The organism is Ruegeria sp. AB9, assembly GCF_056542585.1.
Genome location: NZ_JBQGAA010000001.1, coordinates 304,350 through 321,324 on the forward strand (window position 1 = coordinate 304,350; position 16,975 = coordinate 321,324).

General features: G+C 57.6%; 19 protein-coding genes and 1 riboswitch. Of the genes, 10 read left to right on the forward strand and 9 right to left on the reverse strand.

Translation table 11 applies throughout. From position 1 onward, the window contains the following. Nucleotides 1–196: 196 nt before the first annotated feature. Nucleotides 197–1,387, reverse strand: a complete 1,191-nt coding sequence (gene metZ, locus ACR0K5_RS01575; protein WP_480627986.1) for an O-succinylhomoserine sulfhydrylase — start codon at nucleotides 1,385–1,387, stop codon at nucleotides 197–199. A gap of 61 nt (nucleotides 1,388–1,448) precedes the next feature. Then, nucleotides 1,449–1,526: riboswitch (SAM riboswitch) on the reverse strand. A gap of 122 nt (nucleotides 1,527–1,648) precedes the next feature. Between metZ and ACR0K5_RS01580 the strand changes: the two genes are divergently transcribed. After that, nucleotides 1,649–2,347 carry a glutathione S-transferase N-terminal domain-containing protein gene (locus ACR0K5_RS01580; protein WP_480627987.1) on the forward strand — a complete coding sequence of 233 codons (699 nt, stop codon included), beginning with the start codon at nucleotides 1,649–1,651 and terminating at the stop codon, nucleotides 2,345–2,347. Between the two features lie 94 nt (nucleotides 2,348–2,441). Here the strand turns inward: ACR0K5_RS01580 and ACR0K5_RS01585 are convergent, their stop codons facing one another. Beyond that, on the reverse strand, nucleotides 2,442–2,930 hold the full coding sequence (locus ACR0K5_RS01585) for a hypothetical protein (RefSeq protein WP_480627988.1): 489 nt from the start codon (nucleotides 2,928–2,930) through the stop codon (nucleotides 2,442–2,444). Between the two features lie 86 nt (nucleotides 2,931–3,016). Then, complete coding sequence (locus ACR0K5_RS01590) at nucleotides 3,017–3,388, reverse strand: OB-fold nucleic acid binding domain-containing protein (RefSeq protein ID WP_480627989.1); 372 nt, start codon at nucleotides 3,386–3,388, stop codon at nucleotides 3,017–3,019. Between the two features lie 127 nt (nucleotides 3,389–3,515). Between ACR0K5_RS01590 and ACR0K5_RS01595 the strand changes: the two genes are divergently transcribed. Both ACR0K5_RS01595 and ACR0K5_RS01600 read left to right on the forward strand, forming a co-directional pair. Further along, nucleotides 3,516–3,839 (forward strand): 2Fe-2S iron-sulfur cluster-binding protein, encoded by a 324-nt coding sequence (locus tag ACR0K5_RS01595; RefSeq protein WP_480627990.1) that lies wholly within the window; start codon nucleotides 3,516–3,518, stop codon nucleotides 3,837–3,839. Then, nucleotides 3,839–4,561, forward strand: a complete 723-nt coding sequence (locus ACR0K5_RS01600) for an FG-GAP repeat domain-containing protein (RefSeq protein WP_480627991.1) — start codon at nucleotides 3,839–3,841, stop codon at nucleotides 4,559–4,561. The genes ACR0K5_RS01595 and ACR0K5_RS01600 overlap by 1 nt, the downstream gene beginning before the upstream one ends. Nucleotides 4,562–4,635: 74 nt before the next feature. Here the strand turns inward: ACR0K5_RS01600 and purD are convergent, their stop codons facing one another. Further along, nucleotides 4,636–5,904 (reverse strand): phosphoribosylamine--glycine ligase, encoded by a 1,269-nt coding sequence (gene purD, locus ACR0K5_RS01605; protein WP_480627992.1) that lies wholly within the window; start codon nucleotides 5,902–5,904, stop codon nucleotides 4,636–4,638. A 75-nt stretch (nucleotides 5,905–5,979) separates the two neighbouring features. Between purD and xseA the strand changes: the two genes are divergently transcribed. Both xseA and ACR0K5_RS01615 read left to right on the forward strand, forming a co-directional pair. Beyond that, nucleotides 5,980–7,464, forward strand: a complete 1,485-nt coding sequence (gene xseA / locus ACR0K5_RS01610; RefSeq protein WP_480627993.1) for an exodeoxyribonuclease VII large subunit — start codon at nucleotides 5,980–5,982, stop codon at nucleotides 7,462–7,464. A 3-nt stretch (nucleotides 7,465–7,467) separates the two neighbouring features. Continuing rightward, entirely contained in the window at nucleotides 7,468–8,109 is a 642-nt protein-coding gene (locus tag ACR0K5_RS01615) for a glutathione S-transferase family protein (protein ID WP_480627994.1), read from the forward strand. Here ACR0K5_RS01615 and ACR0K5_RS01620 read toward each other — a convergent pair whose 3' ends face one another. Beyond that, a complete protein-coding gene (locus tag ACR0K5_RS01620; protein ID WP_480627995.1) occupies nucleotides 8,110–8,505 on the reverse strand; it encodes a hypothetical protein in 396 nt (131 codons plus the stop codon). A 139-nt stretch (nucleotides 8,506–8,644) separates the two neighbouring features. On the opposite strand from ACR0K5_RS01620, the gene ACR0K5_RS01625 reads away from it, so the two are divergent. The 5 genes from ACR0K5_RS01625 to ACR0K5_RS01645 all read left to right on the forward strand — a co-directional run bounded on the left by ACR0K5_RS01625 (nucleotide 8,645) and on the right by ACR0K5_RS01645 (nucleotide 12,877). Beyond that, a complete protein-coding gene (locus tag ACR0K5_RS01625) occupies nucleotides 8,645–9,283 on the forward strand; it encodes a lysoplasmalogenase family protein (protein WP_480627996.1) in 639 nt (212 codons plus the stop codon). Between the two features lie 58 nt (nucleotides 9,284–9,341). Then, a complete protein-coding gene (ftsY, locus tag ACR0K5_RS01630; protein ID WP_480627997.1) occupies nucleotides 9,342–10,478 on the forward strand; it encodes a signal recognition particle-docking protein FtsY in 1,137 nt (378 codons plus the stop codon). A 90-nt stretch (nucleotides 10,479–10,568) separates the two neighbouring features. Continuing rightward, entirely contained in the window at nucleotides 10,569–11,471 is a 903-nt protein-coding gene (locus ACR0K5_RS01635; protein WP_480627998.1) for an EamA family transporter, read from the forward strand. A 16-nt stretch (nucleotides 11,472–11,487) separates the two neighbouring features. Continuing rightward, the gene (locus tag ACR0K5_RS01640) at nucleotides 11,488–12,093 is read left to right on the forward strand and encodes an inner membrane-spanning protein YciB (RefSeq protein WP_480627999.1); all 606 of its coding nucleotides are present in this window, start codon (nucleotides 11,488–11,490) and stop codon (nucleotides 12,091–12,093) included. A gap of 115 nt (nucleotides 12,094–12,208) precedes the next feature. Beyond that, nucleotides 12,209–12,877 (forward strand): Crp/Fnr family transcriptional regulator, encoded by a 669-nt coding sequence (locus ACR0K5_RS01645; RefSeq protein WP_480628744.1) that lies wholly within the window; start codon nucleotides 12,209–12,211, stop codon nucleotides 12,875–12,877. A gap of 222 nt (nucleotides 12,878–13,099) precedes the next feature. On the opposite strand, the gene ACR0K5_RS01650 is transcribed toward ACR0K5_RS01645, so the two are convergent. The 4 genes from ACR0K5_RS01650 to hflK form a co-directional block, all read right to left on the reverse strand. After that, a complete protein-coding gene (locus ACR0K5_RS01650) occupies nucleotides 13,100–14,614 on the reverse strand; it encodes a Do family serine endopeptidase (protein WP_480628000.1) in 1,515 nt (504 codons plus the stop codon). Nucleotides 14,615–14,724: 110 nt separating this feature from the next. Beyond that, nucleotides 14,725–14,919, reverse strand: coding sequence for a DUF2065 domain-containing protein (locus tag ACR0K5_RS01655; protein ID WP_480628001.1), 195 nt, complete (start codon nucleotides 14,917–14,919; stop codon nucleotides 14,725–14,727). Further along, nucleotides 14,919–15,815, reverse strand: a complete 897-nt coding sequence (gene hflC, locus ACR0K5_RS01660) for a protease modulator HflC (RefSeq protein WP_480628002.1) — start codon at nucleotides 15,813–15,815, stop codon at nucleotides 14,919–14,921. Before hflC ends, ACR0K5_RS01655 begins: the two co-directional genes overlap by 1 nt. Then, the gene (hflK, locus tag ACR0K5_RS01665) at nucleotides 15,815–16,957 is read right to left on the reverse strand and encodes an FtsH protease activity modulator HflK (RefSeq protein ID WP_480628003.1); all 1,143 of its coding nucleotides are present in this window, start codon (nucleotides 16,955–16,957) and stop codon (nucleotides 15,815–15,817) included. Before hflK ends, hflC begins: the two co-directional genes overlap by 1 nt. Nucleotides 16,958–16,975: the final 18 nt, after the last annotated feature.

Below are 16,975 nucleotides of genomic sequence, written 5' to 3' on the forward strand. Positions count from 1 at the left end.
CAGTCTAACCCAATACGCGGGCAATAGCAGTCCGGATTGAAAAAACCGGTGCAAAACCGTCATTCTGCAACAATTTACGCCTTTTGCAGGCGTAATATCCGGCGACAAGACCAATGTGTCGCCTGAAAGGACGTTGCGAACAAATGACCAAGTCGCAAGGTCCCCGAACGCCAAGAAGACGTTCGGGGTGAAAAAGTTACTTCTGCGAGGTTTCCAGCGCCTGCTGGATGTCTGCCAGCAAGTCCCCGGCGTCTTCCAGACCGACGGAAAAACGGATCAGGCCCGGAGTAATACCCAACTCATCTTTCTGTGCGTCGCTCAGACGTTGGTGCGTGGTGGTCGCCGGGTGCGTCGCGATCGACTTGGCGTCCCCCAGATTGTTGGAGATCACAGGAATGGTCATCGCGTTCAGGAAAGCAAAAGCCGCATCCTTGCCGCCCCTGATATCCAGAGACAGCACGGTCCCGCCTTTGCCGCCCAGCTGAGATTGAACCAACGCGTTCTGTGCATGGGTCTTCAAACCAGGGTAGAGGGTACGCTCCAATGCGGGATGCTCTTCCAAAGCTTCGGCGATCTTTTGTGCACTGTCGGCCTGCGCGTTGACCCGCAGAGCCATGGTTTCCAAACCTTTCAACATGACCCAGGCATTAAACGGGCTGAGCGCGCCACCGGTATGCTTCAGATAAGGCTCAACTGTTCCGCGGATGAACTCCTTGGTGCTGATGATGACACCGCCCAGCGCACGGCCCTGCCCGTCGATATGCTTGGTCGCCGAATAGACAACGACATCTGCGCCTTGTTCAATCGCGCGAGAAAAGACCGGCGTCGAGAACACGTTGTCGACCACGACAAGTGCGCCAACGGCATGGGCCAGATCTGACACGGATGCGATGTCGATCACTTCAAGTGTCGGGTTCGACATGGATTCGAAGAAGACCGCCTTGGTGTCCGGGCGGATCGCGGCCTGCCATTGCTCCAAATCGGTGCCATCGACAAAGGTCACCTCAACACCATAACGGGTCAGGATGTTTTCGAGGATGTACAGGCACGACCCGAAAAGCGCCTTTGCGGAAACAACATGGTCCCCGGCCTTCAGCATCGAGGTCAGCGCACCGTTGACCGCTGCCATGCCCGAAGCTGTAGCAAACGCATCTTCGCCACCTTCAAGTGCCGCGATGCGCTGTTCGAACATGGACACAGTCGGGTTGCCGTAACGGGCATAAATGAACTCATCAGGGCCGCATTCCAGAAACCGGGCTTCGGCCTGTTCAGCGTTTTCGTAAACAAAGCCCTGCGTCAGGAAAATCGCCTCGCTCACCTCGTTGTACTGACTGCGGCGGATGCCGCCGTGGACGGCTTGTGTGCGTTTGTTCCAGTTCTCGCTCATCTCATTCCTTTCAGCCTCCGGCGGAGGCAAACAAAAAACCCCAGACGCGGCCAAGCGAAAGGGGTCTTTCATCCTGACCTTTTAGCGGTGTTGTTTAGCGTGGCCCGCAATCCGGTAACAAATCGCCACGTAGCTCTGGGTTGGCAATACGCCTTGGGCGGTTTGCGGTCAAGCCCGGCCTGCGCGTCAGTCACGCTTTCGTAAGCGGTACTTGCCGAACCGGCAGAAACCCGCATGATCACCTCAAAATCAGGAGAACACATGGCTGACCCGATTGATCTGTATTTCTGGCCCACACCGAACGGCTGGAAAGTATCCGTTGCTCTGGAAGAGATGGAACTGCCCTACACCACCCATCTGATCAATATCGGCAAGGGTGACCAGTTCGACCCCGAGTTTCTGAAGATCGCCCCAAACAACCGGATGCCCGCCATTGTCGATCCCGATGGTCCAGACGGCGCGCCGATCTCGGTTTTTGAAAGCGGCGCAATCCTGATGTATCTGGCCCGCAAGACCGGGCGGTTCTATGGCAAATCTGAAAGGGACCGCATCGCGGTCGAAGAATGGCTGATGTGGCAAATGGGCGGCATTGGCCCAATGGCGGGGCAAGCGCACCACTTCCTGAAATACGCCCCGCAACTGGACCCGCCACAGGACCTGCCCTATCCGAAAGACCGCTACCGGGCCGAGGTCGGGCGTCTATACGGCGTGCTGGATCGCAGGCTGGCCGAGAACGAATACGTCGCGGGCGATTTCTACTCCATCGCCGACATGTCGATCTGGGGCTGGGCCAGCCTGTGGGAAGGACAGCAGCAGGTGCTGGAGGACAAACCCCACTTTGCCCGCTGGCTGGAAACGGTCAGCGCGCGTCCGGGCGTTCAGGCTGGGCGCGCACTGCATGCGGAGTTACGCGGCGATCACCGGGACAAGCAGGCGCAGGGGGTTTTGTTTAGGCGGTAGCTCGCACTGGCTAATGTCTTCTTAGAGCCCGGAGCTAATCGGGAGCATCGCACCGAATGGCTGGATTTTGGCCCAAAAAGCAACGGCCTTTTACTTATTGCCCTCTTGGTACCCGATCACCTGCTTTGTAGAAGGGGGGTAACTCAATGCCTTTCGGAATACAGAATTCAACAAGAGATGATGATTTTTCACCGACCCAAATGATGGCGTCACTACCTTGGCGTATATAGCCCGTTTGTTCGCAATAGGCTTGCGCTGCGGCTATCACGGTGCGAACATCGCTTTCCGCATCGAAGTCGCCGCTCATGAAGTCAGCGATGTCCAGAACAGAAGATACTGAAACAACATAGGTATTTCTGTCTAAAGTAGTGGCGACTGGAGCGAAATGATGAATAACTCTAGAACCGTCTTGCTCGAAGTGAAAAACGGATCCCTTCACTATCTGAATATCGTGTTGCAACGTGACCTGTTCCGTTGGTCGGTCGGCAAACGGAATGAATGCTCCAGCGACTTCGTTTTCAGGTGATGGTGAGGCACAACCGAGCAAAAGGAGCAAAAGCGAGATTGAGATTGCTTCGCGCATTGCAGAGTCCTCCTTTAGGTTGCCAGTTGCCCAAAGCTATTCAAAACCTGACATGACCTCAATGTCCGTTTCGTCCGCTTAGCTGACTACCCTTCCCCCCGCACCAGCACATCCAGCATCCCCGAAATATCCTCGATCTCTTCCGCGATCACATGGATGACCGCATTAGCCTTCTGCATCCGCCCCGTCACGCGCAACAACCGCCCCGAAATCACCGCGCGGCGGAATTGCTCATAGATTTTGCGCCAGACCACGACGTTTACGATGCCGGTCTCATCCTCAAGCGTAACGAAGATCACGCCCTTAGCCGTCCCCGGCCTCTGCCGCAGGATCACCAGCCCCGCCACCGTCACCCGAGCCCCCTCGGGCGGGGCATTCAGCCGGCTGGCGGGCAAACAGGCGGGCGGACGCGGCCAGTCCTCAGGTGAGATCGCGGGGCGAACAGGGGCAACAAGCATGAGAACAAAAATAGAACAAATGGCAAGAAAGTCCAGAGGCGGCGCACTGAGTCGCAAATGAGGCTGGAAAGACCTAAATGCCTTCACTAAGGAAGAATTCGAACATCGCAAAAGGAAGACGCACGCAATGGCAAAGATCACCTATGTCGAGCACGGCGGTACCGAACACACTGTCGAGGTCGCCAACGGACTGACCGTCATGGAAGGGGCCCGTGACAACAACATTCCCGGCATCGAGGCCGATTGCGGCGGCGCTTGCGCCTGCTCGACCTGCCATGTCTATGTCCATCCCGACTGGGTCGAGAAAATCCCGGGCAAGGATGACATGGAAGAAGACATGCTGGACTTTGCCTTCGAGCCCGACCCGGCCCGCTCGCGTCTGACCTGCCAGATCAAGGTCACGGATGCGCTGGACGGTCTGGTCGTTCAGATGCCCGAAAAGCAGATCTGATGACCGTTGGGCTGATCGCAAAAATAGCAATCGCGATCAGCCTTTGCCCTGTTGCGGCCCAATCCCAACAACCTTGGGAATACGAGCCCCTAATTACGGCGACGTACACTCAACCTACCGCACGCTACCCACATGGGGTCCTCGGCGATCAAATCGAATATGGAGCCCTTGTGCTTCAATATGCGCCCAGATGGGCTGCATATACGATTCGACTACCCGAAGAACGGGTTTTCGAAGACCTGAAACCCCGCCTCGTCGATATCGACGGAAACGGCAAACGCGAAGCAATGGTCGTCGAAAGCCATCGCGACAAAGGTGCAAGGCTCGCAATCTACAACGGTGGCGGCCTTATCGCTGCAACTCCTTACATAGGCACCCGCTTCCGCTGGCTCGCCCCAATCGGAGCCGCCGACCTGGACGGCGACGGCCATATAGAAATCGCTTATATCGACCGCCCGCACCTTGCCAAAACGCTCCGCATCTGGCGCTATAAAGACAAGGCCCTGACCGAAGTCACCTCGATCCCAGGCCTGACCAATCATCGAATCGGCGAGGACTTCATCTTCGGCGGCTTGCGCAACTGCGGTGACCGCCCGGAACTGATCGTGGCTAGTGCCGACTGGTCGCGGATCATCAGAATTTCCTACGACAACGGCTGGACCAAAACCGACCTGGGCCCGTTTAATGGCCCCAAAAACCTCGCCCAAGCCCTGAACTGCTGATCCGCCTCTTCATCTGGCCCAAAATACCTTGGGGGTGAGACCTCGGAGCCAAGTGGCTAAAGCCCCCTGCCCGATCAGCCATCCAAAGCACGCCATCCGATATCGCGCCGATAAAACCCTTCAGGCCAATCCACACCATCAACCATTTTATAGGCCCGGTCGCGCGCCTCCTGCAGCGTGTTCCCGCGCGCGGTGACGTTCAACACACGCCCGCCCGCAGCCTGCACTTGCCCGCCAACAGCCTTAGTGCCCGCGTGAAAGGCCATGTTGCTGCTGTCTTCAGGCAACCCATCCAATCCATTAATAACAGAGCCTTTCTGGTACGCACCCGGATACCCTTTGGCCGCCATCACAACCGTCATCGCATGATCATCGGCCCAGTTTACCCGCATCTCGTTCAGCCGCCCTTCGGCAGCGGCATGCATCAGATCCATCGCCTGCGCACCAAGACGCATCATCAGCACCTGACATTCCGGGTCGCCAAAACGCACGTTGTATTCCACAAGGCGCGGTTGGCCGTCCTTGATCATCAATCCTGCGTAAAGGACACCCTGAAACGGCGTTCCCCTGCGCTTCATCTCGGCGATGGTAGGGCGCACGATCTCTTCCATCGCGCACGCTTCAACCTCCGCGCTCAGCACCGGTGCCGGAGAATACGCCCCCATGCCGCCCGTGTTCAGCCCGGTATCCCCTTCGCCAACACGCTTGTGGTCCTGAGCGGTCCCAATGGACAAGATGTCCTCACCATCGCACAGAATAAACAGCGAGGCTTCTTCACCCTCCATGAATTCTTCAATGACGACTTCCGCGCCAGCGCCGCCAAAAGCGCCACCAAACATGTCTTCAATCGCGTCCAGGGCCGTCTCTTCATCCATCGCTACAATCACGCCCTTGCCAGCGGCCAGACCATCGGCCTTGACCACAATCGGCGCGCCTTGCTCGCGGATATAGGCCTTGGCAGGTCCGGCTTCGGTGAACCGGGCATATGCTGCGGTGGGCGCATTGGCCGCGTCGCAGATTTCTTTTGTGAAGCTTTTCGACGCTTCCAGCTTTGCCGCCTCGGCTGAGGGCCCAAAAACCAGAACTCCGGCTTCGCGCAAGCGATCAGCCACACCGGCAGCCAAAGGTGCCTCGGGGCCAACAATCACGAAATCAATTGCGTTTTCTTCGGCAAAGCTGACGACGGCCCCTCCATTTTCGATATCCAGAGCAGCACAATCAGCGATTTGAGCAATCCCTGCATTTCCCGGTGCCACGATCAGACGGTCGCATTTGGGGTTTTGCAGCACTGCCCATGCGAGGCTGTGTTCGCGCCCGCCGCTGCCGAGAATGAGGATGTTCATGAATGCGCTCCGATCTGCTTGGCCTTGCCTGCGCGGCGTTCTAAGCTGGCCTGACATTTGAAACAAGGCGCTGAAATGTCCGACCTGCTTGATGACCCGATTCCGGGCCAAAATACCCCTGAATACACGGTGTCCGAGATCTCGGGTGAGGTTAAACGGACACTTGAAGGCTCGTTCGGGCGAATCCGTGTGCGTGGTGAAGTCGGGCGCGTGTTCAAGGCGCGATCCGGACATCTGTATTACGACATCAAGGATGACCGGAACGTTCTGGCCTGCACCACTTGGAAAGGGCAGATTTCCGGCCTGTCGGTTGTGCCTGAAGAAGGGCTTGAAGTCGTCGTCACTGGTCGCCTTACCGCTTTTGGAGCGCAATCCAAATACAACCTGAATGTCGATGAGGTTTCTGTCGCTGGTCAGGGTGCGCTTATGGCGTTGCTGGAAAAGCGCAAGAAGCAACTGGAATCCGAAGGCCTGTTCGCGCCCGAGCGCAAAAAGCCCTTGCCATATCTGCCGCAGATCATTGGCGTTGTGACCTCCCCTTCAGGCGCAGTGATCCGCGACATTCTGCACCGGCTTCGTGACAGATTCCCGCGCAAGGTGCTGATCTGGCCCGTGGCCGTGCAAGGATCGAACTGCGCGCCCGAGGTTGCCCGTGCCATCGAAGGCTTCAACCAGTTGACGCCTGGCGGCGCATTGCCACGTCCTGATCTTATCATCGTGGCCCGCGGTGGCGGGTCGATCGAAGACCTCTGGGGCTTCAATGAAGAGGTCGTCGCGCGCGCTACCGCCGAATCGAACATCCCGCTGATATCGGCCGTTGGGCATGAAACCGATACTACCCTGATTGATTTCGTCTCGGATCAACGCGCACCAACACCCACCGCCGCCGCCGAATTGGCGGTCCCAGTCCGCATGGAACTGCTCGCCTGGACCGGAGAACAAAGTGCGCGATTGTCGCGCGCGGCAACGGATGCAGTTCAACGCCGAACGCAAAGACTGCGCGATCTGTCCCGCGCCCTGCCGCGCCCGGACAGCTTGTTGAACTCCCCGAGACAACGGCTTGATTTGATTGCAGATCGGCTAACACCTGCCCTGACCCGCGGGGTGCAGAACCGTCGCCTGCAAGTGGTGGAGCTGTCCGCTCATCTGCGCCCCTCAACCCTGCGCAGTCTGGTAACAACTCGTCAGGAATCACTACGCAACCTGTCATCCCGCCTGTCTCTGCGCCCAATTCAACGCGAGATCGACCAGCAGCGGCAAAACCTCACCCGACTTGGCGATCGTATGAACACCGCACAATCCACTCGGCTGGAACGCCTTCAGCAACAGCTTGAGGCGGCAGACCGCCTGCGCGAAACGCTCAGCTATAAAGCCACGCTGGAACGTGGATACGCGGTCGTCCGAGCAGACGGGAACATAGTCACCACCAAAGCTCAGGCTGCAAAACACACGGCGTTGGAGATCGAATTCTCCGATGGCATCCTCAGCACCGGAGCAGCGGCAAAATCGTCGCCCAAGAAATCCAAACCGGATACGCCAGATCAGGGATCGCTGTTCTAAGCCATGCTGACAATCTGGGGCCGCAAGACGTCATCGAATGTACAGGCACTGATGTGGTGCGTCGGCGAGTTGGGGCTGGATTTTCATCGCCACGATGTTGGGCACAGGTTCGGTGGGCTGAACAATGATGCCTTTCGCAAACTGAACCCAAACGGCACCATCCCCGTGATTCAGGATGGCGAACGGCCCCCACTTTGGGAGACAGGCGCAATCCTGCGGTACCTGGCATCCACGTATGGTGAAGATGATTTCTGGCCGCGCAACCCGACCCAGCAAGCCGAAGTGGACAAATGGGCAGAATGGGCCAAGATCAACGTCGCGATGGCGTTCACGGTACCGGTGTTCTGGCAGGTTGTGCGAACGCCTCAGGCAGAACACGACCATCTTGCAATCGAAAGAGCTGTCACAGCACTAGAGAGCACGCTGGCGATCGCCGATACGCAAATGTCTGGACACGCATTCCTATGCGGCTCTTGCCTGACGCTGGCCGATATCCAGTTGGGACACGTGCTCTATCGCTACTACGATATCGAGATTTCGCGCGCATCACTGCCCAACCTGCGCCGATACTACGAAAGGCTGGCAGGCAGGCCAGCTTACCAAAACCATGTCATGATCAGCTATGATGAGCTGCGCACCAGCTGATCAAACGCCAACGTCCGGCCCGTAACATACCATTTCTTCGCCAAGATCTTCTGCCTCATACAGTTCGGTCGCTTGCGGATTGCCTTCGAACTGCGCGATCAGACCGCCGCCGGATTGCGTAAAGACCCAGCATTGGGGGTCCAGCCTGTCTTCGTAAACAAAACAGATCTGATCTTCCCGCTGATACCAGATACCTTCCTTGCATTTCCCGTCCAGAAAAGACCAGATCACGCGACGGTTCGGCAAGTAACGCTCAACCCCGTACACCTGCCCCTCGAACCCGTAAAACAGGGTTTTCCCCTGCGTATACCTATCGAATTCCGGGCCAGACAAAGGTGTCTGTGCCCCAGCATATTGTGCGACAATGCTTGCGAGAATCATCAGAAATCGGAACATGCTCCCATTTTGACAGAAGCGCTCCGGTCATGCCATTCGCCTGTGGGCCGGGGTCATCACAAGACGCTTAACTCAACGTAAGCGGTTGATTTCACGTCACACCTCGGATCAGATTATTCTGAAACGGCCAGGAGATGACATGACAACCGTACTGTTCTGGATCGCCCTTGGCAGTGCCCTCGGTTATCTGCCTCTGACAGCTCGACCCGCCGGATCTTGGCGCACTTTTCTGAAAACCGCTTCGGTCGCCCTATTGGCGGTCATAGCGGTCTTACAAGGCGGACCTTGGTTGCTGGTTCTTGCGCTTCTTCTGTGTGCATCAGGCGACGCCCTGTTGTCGCGTGAAACAGATGCAACGTTCATGGCTGGCATCGCCGCTTTTGCCGCCGGGCATCTGGCCTATATCGCTCTGTTCCTGTCTCATCCAACCAGTTCTGCTGCGCAAATTTGGAGCGCACCTGCAATTGTATGGTCTTTGATCATCCTGGGCATCATCATGGCCACATTGCTTGCACCCCGCGCCGGAGATCTGAAAGGACCCGTCCTGACCTACATACCCATCATCCTTGGCATGGGGGTCACTGTACTGGCGCTGCCGGATGCAGGCCCCTTGCGATGGGCACTACCCGCCGCATTTGCTTTCATCGCGTCCGATCTGATCCTTGCGACCGAAAAGTTCCTGCTGCCGCCGAACCATCCGGCCCTCAAGGTGACACCCTATCTGGTCTGGCCCCTTTACTGGGCTGCGCAATTCGGCTTTGTCCTTGCGTTCGCGTGACCCTTTGCAACTGCCGCAAATCCGCATTAGGTGAAGGGAACACCTGCGGAGACCAAAAATGGCGTTTTTCTCAAAGCTAAAGGACAAGCTGTTCAAATCCTCATCTCGTCTTGAAGAGGGGCTGGAAGCCATCGTCGAAGATGGCGGCGAGGAAACAGCTCCGGACCCGGTGATCCCCGAACCGCAGCCCGAGCCGCAACCCGTCCCCGAAATTCCGGACCCTGCCCCGGCGCCGCAACCGGTTGAACCGCCCGCGCCGATCCCGACCGACCCCACCCCCGTCACTCCACCGCCGGAAATCCCTGAGTCCAAAGGTATCCTGAACCGCCTGTTCAACCGCGGCGCCGCCACTGAGATGCGCCGTACGCTGGATGACGACATGCTGGAGCAGCTCGAAGAACTGCTGATCGCCTCAGACATGGGAGTCGATACGGCCCTACGCGTCACTTCAAACATGGCCGAGGGGCGTTTTGGCCGCAAGCTGTCGACCCCGGAGATCAAACAACTGCTGGCGCAAGAGGTGGCCCGTGTGATGGAGCCCGTTGCCAAACCTTTGCCGATCTATCCCAAACGGCCGCAGGTGGTGCTGGTCGTCGGCGTCAACGGTTCGGGTAAGACCACGACCATCGGCAAGCTGGCCAGCCAGTTCAAAGCAGCTGGCAAAAAGGTCGTCATCGCTGCCGGTGACACCTTTCGCGCCGCCGCTGTTGAACAACTGCAGGTTTGGGGCGATCGCGCCGGAGTTCCGGTTCTGACAGCACCGGAAGGCTCGGATCCGGCCAGTCTGGCTTTCGATGCGCTAACCCGCGCGCAGGCAGAGGGTGCCGATCTGCTGATGATCGATACTGCGGGTCGGCTGCAAAACCGTGCCGACCTGATGGAAGAACTGGCCAAGATCGTCCGCGTTATCCGCAAGGTTGACGACACCGCTCCTCACAACACCTTGCTGGTCCTCGACGCCACAACCGGTCAAAACGCGCTGAGCCAGGTGGAAACGTTCCGTAATCTGGCAGACGTTTCGGGCCTCGTCATGACCAAGCTGGACGGCACAGCCAAAGGCGGTGTTCTGGTGGCCTTGGCAGACAAGTTTGGCCTGCCCATCCACGCAATTGGCGTCGGCGAACAGATTGATGACCTTGCACCGTTCGACCCCGAAGAATTCGCCGCCGCCCTGACCGGCCTCGACAAAGGCTGATCCTCCGCTTCATCTGGCCCGAAATATCTTCGGGGGGGGTGTTGGGGCAGACGGCCCCCACCCTCTCCGCCCCGCAAAAGGTCTGCGTATTTGAGCGACTGGCTTATCTCTCTCGAAGGCACCGAAGCTGGACATCAACTGGCGCTGGCCTTGGCGTTGATGGCCGCGTTCCTGCACGCCGTGTTCGGAGCGCTGCAGAAAGGCCGGCACGACCCGTGGCTATCCCGAGGTGCCATTGACGCCTGCTATTGCCTGATGGCCGCCCCTTTCGCCTTCTTCGTGGTGCCCTGGCCCGAACCACATATGTGGCCGATCTTCGCCCTCGTCTGGTTGATCCACATCGCCTACAAGACCCTGCAGGCCATGGCCTACACCAAAGGCTCCTATACCGTCGTCTACCCGGTGGTTCGCGGTACTGGTCCGCTTTTCACTGTCATCGGCGCCTATCTTCTGTTCGGTGAAACATTCTCAGCCGTTCAATGGCTGGGCGTAGCCACCTTGCTGGCCGGGATCTTCGGGTTGGCCGCCTATAATTTCAGATTTTTGGAAACCAACCGCGATACGTTGGGCATCGCGTTGACACTGGCAATCATCACCGGCCTTTTCGTCGCCCTGTACACCACATATGACGCCTATGGCATACGTGCCACCGCCGATCCATTCACCTTTCTGGCGTGGTTTTTCATGATCGATGGCGCGGCCATGCCGATCTACGCCTTTCTCAGATGGCGCGCGATGACGTACAGACCCACGCTTGGTCCGCTGATGCTGCGCGGGCTTGCCGGCGGCATCATCGCCCCTTTATCCTTCGGGGCGATCATGCTGGCCACACGGCTGGATAAGGTCGGTGAAGCGGCTGTTCTGCGCGAAACCTCAACCGTTTTTGCCGCGCTGATCGGCTGGCTTGTCCTCAAGGAAACAGTTGGTCCAAGACGCATCGCTTTGATGGCATTGATTGCACTTGGCGCCGTAATAGTTGAAATGGGCGGGTAAGCAGCAGGAAGTAGCGATGACAGGCAAAAAAGACATCAACCCGTTTCTGAAACAAGTTCTGGAACTGGGCCCCCCGCTGGCCTTTTTCTTCATCTACCTGCGCTTGCGCGATGACAGCTTTCTGATCGGCGGCATTGAGTATTCCGGATTTATCATCGCCACGATTATCTTTGTTCCACTGATGCTGGGGGCAATGGGTATCTTGTGGTATCTGACCGGCAAACTCAGCCGGATGCAGATCTTTACTGCCTTTATGGTAATTTTCTTTGGCGGCCTCACAGCCTGGTTCAATGACGAGCGGTTCTTCAAGATGAAAACCACACTTGTCTACGGCCTGTTCGCCCTGATCCTCGGTATAGGCCTGATGCAAAAGAAATCCTATCTGGCCTACGTGCTGAACGAGATGCTGCCGATGAAACACGAAGGCTGGATGATCCTGACGCGCCGCCTCTGTGCTTGTTTCGCAGTTCTGGCCGCCGCGAACGAGTTCGTCTGGCGCACCATGTCGACGGACCTTTGGGTCAAGATCGAGACCTTCGGTTTTCCCATCGCACTGATGGCTTTCCTGATGCTGCAGTTCAGCATTCTGCAGCGTTACATGGAAGATCCCGAGCAGAAATAGTTGCCCTAACGTCCGCCAGACCTGCCAAAACAAACAAAATTCTTGGCTTGAGCGCCGAGCTATGGGAAGCTGTGCCACCACCCACACTCACACCTTGCCCAAGATCGGTGCATACATGACGGCCTTTCCCAACAGCGGCTTCCTTTCCGAAGCCTCAGACGGGCTCAGAGAAATGCTTTCGGCTCAGGCGACCGAAATTTCTCTCGCCCGGGACGAAATACTATTCGAACAGGATGATGAAGGCGACGCGCTCTACGCCATTCTGGAAGGCACGCTTGAAGTGTCCTTCCTGGCCATGAGCGGCCGCAAGCTGACACTGACCCTGATGCGCCCCGGCGAAGTATTTGGTGAGATCGCTTTGTTCGACAATGGTCCGCGAACAGCGACCATCTCGGCCGCAGAGCCCTCGCGTGTGCTGCGTGTGCGCCGCAACGATGTTATGAACCAGATCAGGCAACAGCCTGATCTTGCAGTAGATATGATCCGTCTGGCCGGATTGAGGATGCGATGGATGGGCTCGCAGTTGAACGAACAGGTCTTTCTGCCCATGCCCATTCGGCTGGCCCGTAAGCTGTTGCACCTGTCAGGGTTGCAGGACGACCCGTCCGAACGCATCACCCTGTCGCAGAGCGAACTGGCCGAGTTCGTCGGAGCCACGCGTGAGGCAGTGTCCAAAACCATCTCAACCTGGAAACGCGACAATGTGGTCGAAGCCTCTCGGGGAGGTTTGCTGATTCAGGATTTCGAAGCCCTGCGGGAATTGGCAGATTCTGATCTTATCTGAAGAGGTGTGATCTGGTTCACAGACCAGTGGACCAATAGTGACCTAAGGTGAACTTGTTACCGTAGGAGGTCAGAGAATCATCCCCGATATCTGTCCACTGACCTCTCCCTGTATCTGAGCCATACGCAATTACTGCGTATGGCTCATTTTTTTGCGTTCATCCGGACTTTTCTTCTGCCCGTAGCCAAGAAAAAGGCCGGGAGCTTGTCCCGGCCTTTTCGGTTATTCCTCGAGGCTCAGCGCCACGAACCGCGGATCGCCGCCCCTGCGCACCAACAGCAGCAGGGATTTACGGCCAGCTTCGCGCGACTCATCCATCCGGGCTTCGAGATCTCCGATGGTTTCCACCTTTTGCTGACCTGCTTCGGTGATCAGGTCACCTGCCCGCATTCCCTTGGCATACGCCTCGGATGCTTCATCGACATCTGTAATCAAAAGACCTTCGGCCTCGGCATCCAGCCCCAGATCCTCTCGCAGAGTGTCAGTCAAAGGGGATATTGTAAGGCCAAGAATATCCGCATTCTCGTCAACCGGCGCTTCTTGCGTTTCCTCTTCGCCGCTGTCAGAGCGCTCCGCATCCTCACGACGACCCAGAGTCACCAGTACGGTCTGCGTTCCTCCATCGCGATGCACGATCACTCTAACGGATTTGCCAACTTCTGCTTCACCGACCTGTCGTACGAGACCACGGGTGTCTTCCACCTCAACGCCGTCAAAGCTGAGGATCACGTCACCTGCCTTCAACCCAGCATCCTTGGCGGGACCGTCCGGCACATCGCTGATCAGCGCGCCGCCGGGCTTGTCCAGACCCATGGCCTCGGCCATATCCTCGGTTACGTCCTGAATACGAACACCCAGCCAACCACGACGGGTTTCGCCATATTCACGCAGTTGATCTACAACTTTCACGACCACATTCGACGCCATCGAAAAGCCGATGCCGATCGAACCACCATTCGGTGACAGGATTGCGGTGTTCACACCGATCACTTCGCCGTCCATGTTAAACAGCGGCCCGCCCGAGTTACCACGGTTGATCGCCGCATCCGTTTGAATGTAATCGTCATAGGATCCACTCAATGCCCGGTTACGGGCCGATACAATCCCGGCAGACACCGAAAAACCTTGACCAAGCGGGTTGCCCATGGCGATGACCCAGTCCCCCACACGGGCCACATCGCTGTCGCCGAACTTCACATATTGCAGTGGGCCCGTAGCCTCGACTTTGAGCAGTGCGATATCGGTTTTCTCATCAGTTCCGATGACTTTGGCCACCAGCTCTTTCTTGGGCTGACCATCGCCAGGGAAGAATTCCACAAGGATTTCATCGGCTTCGGAAATCACATGATTGTTGGTTACGATAAAGCCGTCTTCCGAGATCACAAATCCCGATCCCAGCGCGTTACTGCGCCGCGGCGCGTTATCGTCATCTCCGCCGTTTCGGTCCTGAAACTCGCGAAAGAAATCTTCGAACGGAGATCCTTCGGGCACAATACCCTGCGGGCCGGTCTGGCCTTCGATCAGGGTGCTGGTTGTGATGTTCACCACCGCCGGGCTGATTTTCTCTGCCAGCGGTGCCAGGCTTTCACCCCGGGCCTGAGCTGCGGCCGATTGCGCCAGCAAAAGCAGCGAACCAGCAAAAGCCAGCCACATCAGCCGCATCCAAACACTCACTTCGTCCCACCGGACGGATACACTGCGCGCTTTCGCCTGCACTAGAGCTCTCCTTGTCGACATATTCGCCAAGACCGCGTGTACACGGCCTTTCTTACCAACCAATGTAGTCAGTTTGACCCGGTGAGCAACTCGGGATCGCAGCGAAATCACCGGCAAGTGAAACCACTGCGTCAAAAGCCCAGCTGTTGCGCGCCCCAAAGCAGGATCAGCCCACTGATCACACACAGCAATCCGGCCAGACGCCGGGCTTGCTCCGGCAGGTCCCGCAAGGCTTCAAGCATCCGTTCGATAAGCGAAGGGGCCAGCGCATAGGCCAGCCCCTCGACAATCAGTACCAGCCCGAAAGCCAGAAGGATCATACCCATTATTCAGACGCCGCAGCCGCCGGTGCCCGCCGTCCGGTTGGCGAAGCGAGGTAGTTGAAGAACTCTGAGTCCGGACTTAGGATCAATGAACTATTGCCCCCCTGCAGTGCATTTTCATACGCGGTCAATGAGCGATAGAATTCAAAAAACTCTGGGTCGGCACCATAAGCTTCGGCAAAGATCGCGTTGCGTTCAGCGTCGGCCTCACCGCGGATGATTTCCGCCTCACGGCGGGCATCCGAGACCAGTTCGACCACAGTACGGTCTGCCTGCGCGCGCACACGTTGCGCGGCTTCGTTACCGCGTGCGCGCTCGTCGGTCGCCTCACGTTCCCGCTCGGCTTTCATCCGGTCGAAAGTTGCCTCAAGGTTGGCTTGCGGCAGATCGGTGGCTTTCAGGCGCACGTCAATTACGCTGACGCCCAGCGCGCGAGCCTCAGCAATAGCGCTGTTGCGGATGCGCAGCATCAACGCCGCACGGTCCGAGCTGAGGATGTCACGCGAGGACACCGAACCCAGGACTTCGCGGGTTTCAGCACGCAGGATACGATCCAGACGGTCTTCGGCGACCGGAATGCCACCAACACCTACCGCCTGACGGAACTGCTCCAGATCGGAAATCCGGTAGCGCGCAAAAGCATCGACCACCAGACGACGGTCATCCAGAGGTGTGACCTCAAGCGGTTGTACGTCAATTGACAGGATTCGGTCATCGTATCGAACCACTTCCTGAATCAGCGGAATTTTGAAAGCCAGACCCGGCTCTTCCTTCACCGTGACAACGCGGCCAAACTGCAGAACCAAGGCCCGTTCGCGTTCGTCTACGATAAAGATCGAAGACAGGACACCAACAATTGCCAAAAAGACGACGGGCAGAATAAATGTCGTTTTACGCATCAGTTGCTCTCCCCTGCAGGGCTACGGCGCAGCTCGTTTAGCGGCAGATAAGGCACAACGCCCTGCCCCGATCCTGTCGAGTTTTCGTCCAGAATGATCTTGTCTACATCACCCAGAACCTGCTCCATCCGTTCCAGATAGAGGCGCTTACGGGTCACATCCGGCGCTTTGGAATATTCTTCCAGAACCGCGCTGAAACGGCTGGCTTCACCTTGCGCACCGTTGATCTGCTGGGCGCGATAGGCTTCGGCTTCTTCCAGAACCTGTGCAGCTTCACCACGTGCTTCGGCAAGAACCCGATTGGCATAAGCATCAGCCACGTTTTGCAGTCGGTCACGCTCCTGCGCAGCAGCCTGAACGTCGCGGAACGCAGCAATCACGTCCTGCGGCGGGTCGGCCTTGTCAAAGTTCACGCGGACAATGTTCACACCTGAATCGTAACTGTCCATGGTCGCCTGAATCAGTTCCTGCAAACGGTCCGCGATGATACCGCGGTCGCGGTTCAGGATCGGTGCCAGTTCGCTTTGCGCGATGATCTCACGCATCGCCGATTCAGAAACGGCCCGGATTGTCTGTCGCGGATCGCGCAGGTTGAACAAGTATTTGGCCGGATCGTTGATGTTCCAGACAACCTGATAATCAATGTCGACCACATTCTCGTCGCCGGTCAGCATCAGGCCATCGTCACTACCGCGGGCACCGCCCATGTCTTCGTTCTGTTCGCGGGTCACAGGAATGACCTCGGCTGTGACAAACGGCCATGGTGCAAAATTTAGACCCGGATTGCCGACAGCCGAAAACTCGCCCAGAAACAGCTCAACCGACTGTTCTTCAGGTTTGACAGTGTAAAAACTGGCAAGCCCCCACAAAACGGCAGCCGCCACCAGACCGATGGCAACTGTGCCCTTTGTAAAGGCCGGGCCACCGCCGCCCTGACCACCGCTGCCGCCACGGCCACCGCCGCCGCGACCGCCCATGAGGACGCGCAGCTGCTCCTGGCCTTTTTTCATCAGCTCATCGATCTCGGGGATCTGCGGGCCGTCGCTTTCGGGGGGCTTGCGCCCGTCCCCGTTGTTACCCCGATTTCCTCCGCCACCGGATGAGCCTCCGCCCCCCCAGGGGCCGCCGCTGTTGCCCGCCATATGTATCTTTTCCCTTGT

Coding starts and splice junctions, on each gene's coding strand:
- ACR0K5_RS01625 (WP_480627996.1), top strand. CDS start 8,645: ATGACAACCGTACTGTTCTGGATCGCCCTTGGCAGTGCCCTCGGTTAT.
- ACR0K5_RS01620 (WP_480627995.1), bottom strand. CDS start 8,505: ATGTTCCGATTTCTGATGATTCTCGCAAGCATTGTCGCACAATATGCT.
- ACR0K5_RS01655 (WP_480628001.1), bottom strand. CDS start 14,919: ATGGGTATGATCCTTCTGGCTTTCGGGCTGGTACTGATTGTCGAGGGG.
- ACR0K5_RS01600 (WP_480627991.1), top strand. CDS start 3,839: ATGACCGTTGGGCTGATCGCAAAAATAGCAATCGCGATCAGCCTTTGC.
- ACR0K5_RS01595 (WP_480627990.1), top strand. CDS start 3,516: ATGGCAAAGATCACCTATGTCGAGCACGGCGGTACCGAACACACTGTC.
- ACR0K5_RS01580 (WP_480627987.1), top strand. CDS start 1,649: ATGGCTGACCCGATTGATCTGTATTTCTGGCCCACACCGAACGGCTGG.
- ACR0K5_RS01585 (WP_480627988.1), bottom strand. CDS start 2,930: ATGCGCGAAGCAATCTCAATCTCGCTTTTGCTCCTTTTGCTCGGTTGT.
- ftsY (WP_480627997.1), top strand. CDS start 9,342: ATGGCGTTTTTCTCAAAGCTAAAGGACAAGCTGTTCAAATCCTCATCT.
- ACR0K5_RS01615 (WP_480627994.1), top strand. CDS start 7,468: ATGCTGACAATCTGGGGCCGCAAGACGTCATCGAATGTACAGGCACTG.
- ACR0K5_RS01650 (WP_480628000.1), bottom strand. CDS start 14,614: ATGTCGACAAGGAGAGCTCTAGTGCAGGCGAAAGCGCGCAGTGTATCC.
- hflK (WP_480628003.1), bottom strand. CDS start 16,957: ATGGCGGGCAACAGCGGCGGCCCCTGGGGGGGCGGAGGCTCATCCGGT.
- hflC (WP_480628002.1), bottom strand. CDS start 15,815: ATGCGTAAAACGACATTTATTCTGCCCGTCGTCTTTTTGGCAATTGTT.
- ACR0K5_RS01640 (WP_480627999.1), top strand. CDS start 11,488: ATGACAGGCAAAAAAGACATCAACCCGTTTCTGAAACAAGTTCTGGAA.
- metZ (WP_480627986.1), bottom strand. CDS start 1,387: ATGAGCGAGAACTGGAACAAACGCACACAAGCCGTCCACGGCGGCATC.
- purD (WP_480627992.1), bottom strand. CDS start 5,904: ATGAACATCCTCATTCTCGGCAGCGGCGGGCGCGAACACAGCCTCGCA.
- xseA (WP_480627993.1), top strand. CDS start 5,980: ATGTCCGACCTGCTTGATGACCCGATTCCGGGCCAAAATACCCCTGAA.
- ACR0K5_RS01590 (WP_480627989.1), bottom strand. CDS start 3,388: ATGCTTGTTGCCCCTGTTCGCCCCGCGATCTCACCTGAGGACTGGCCG.
- ACR0K5_RS01645 (WP_480628744.1), top strand. CDS start 12,209: ATGACGGCCTTTCCCAACAGCGGCTTCCTTTCCGAAGCCTCAGACGGG.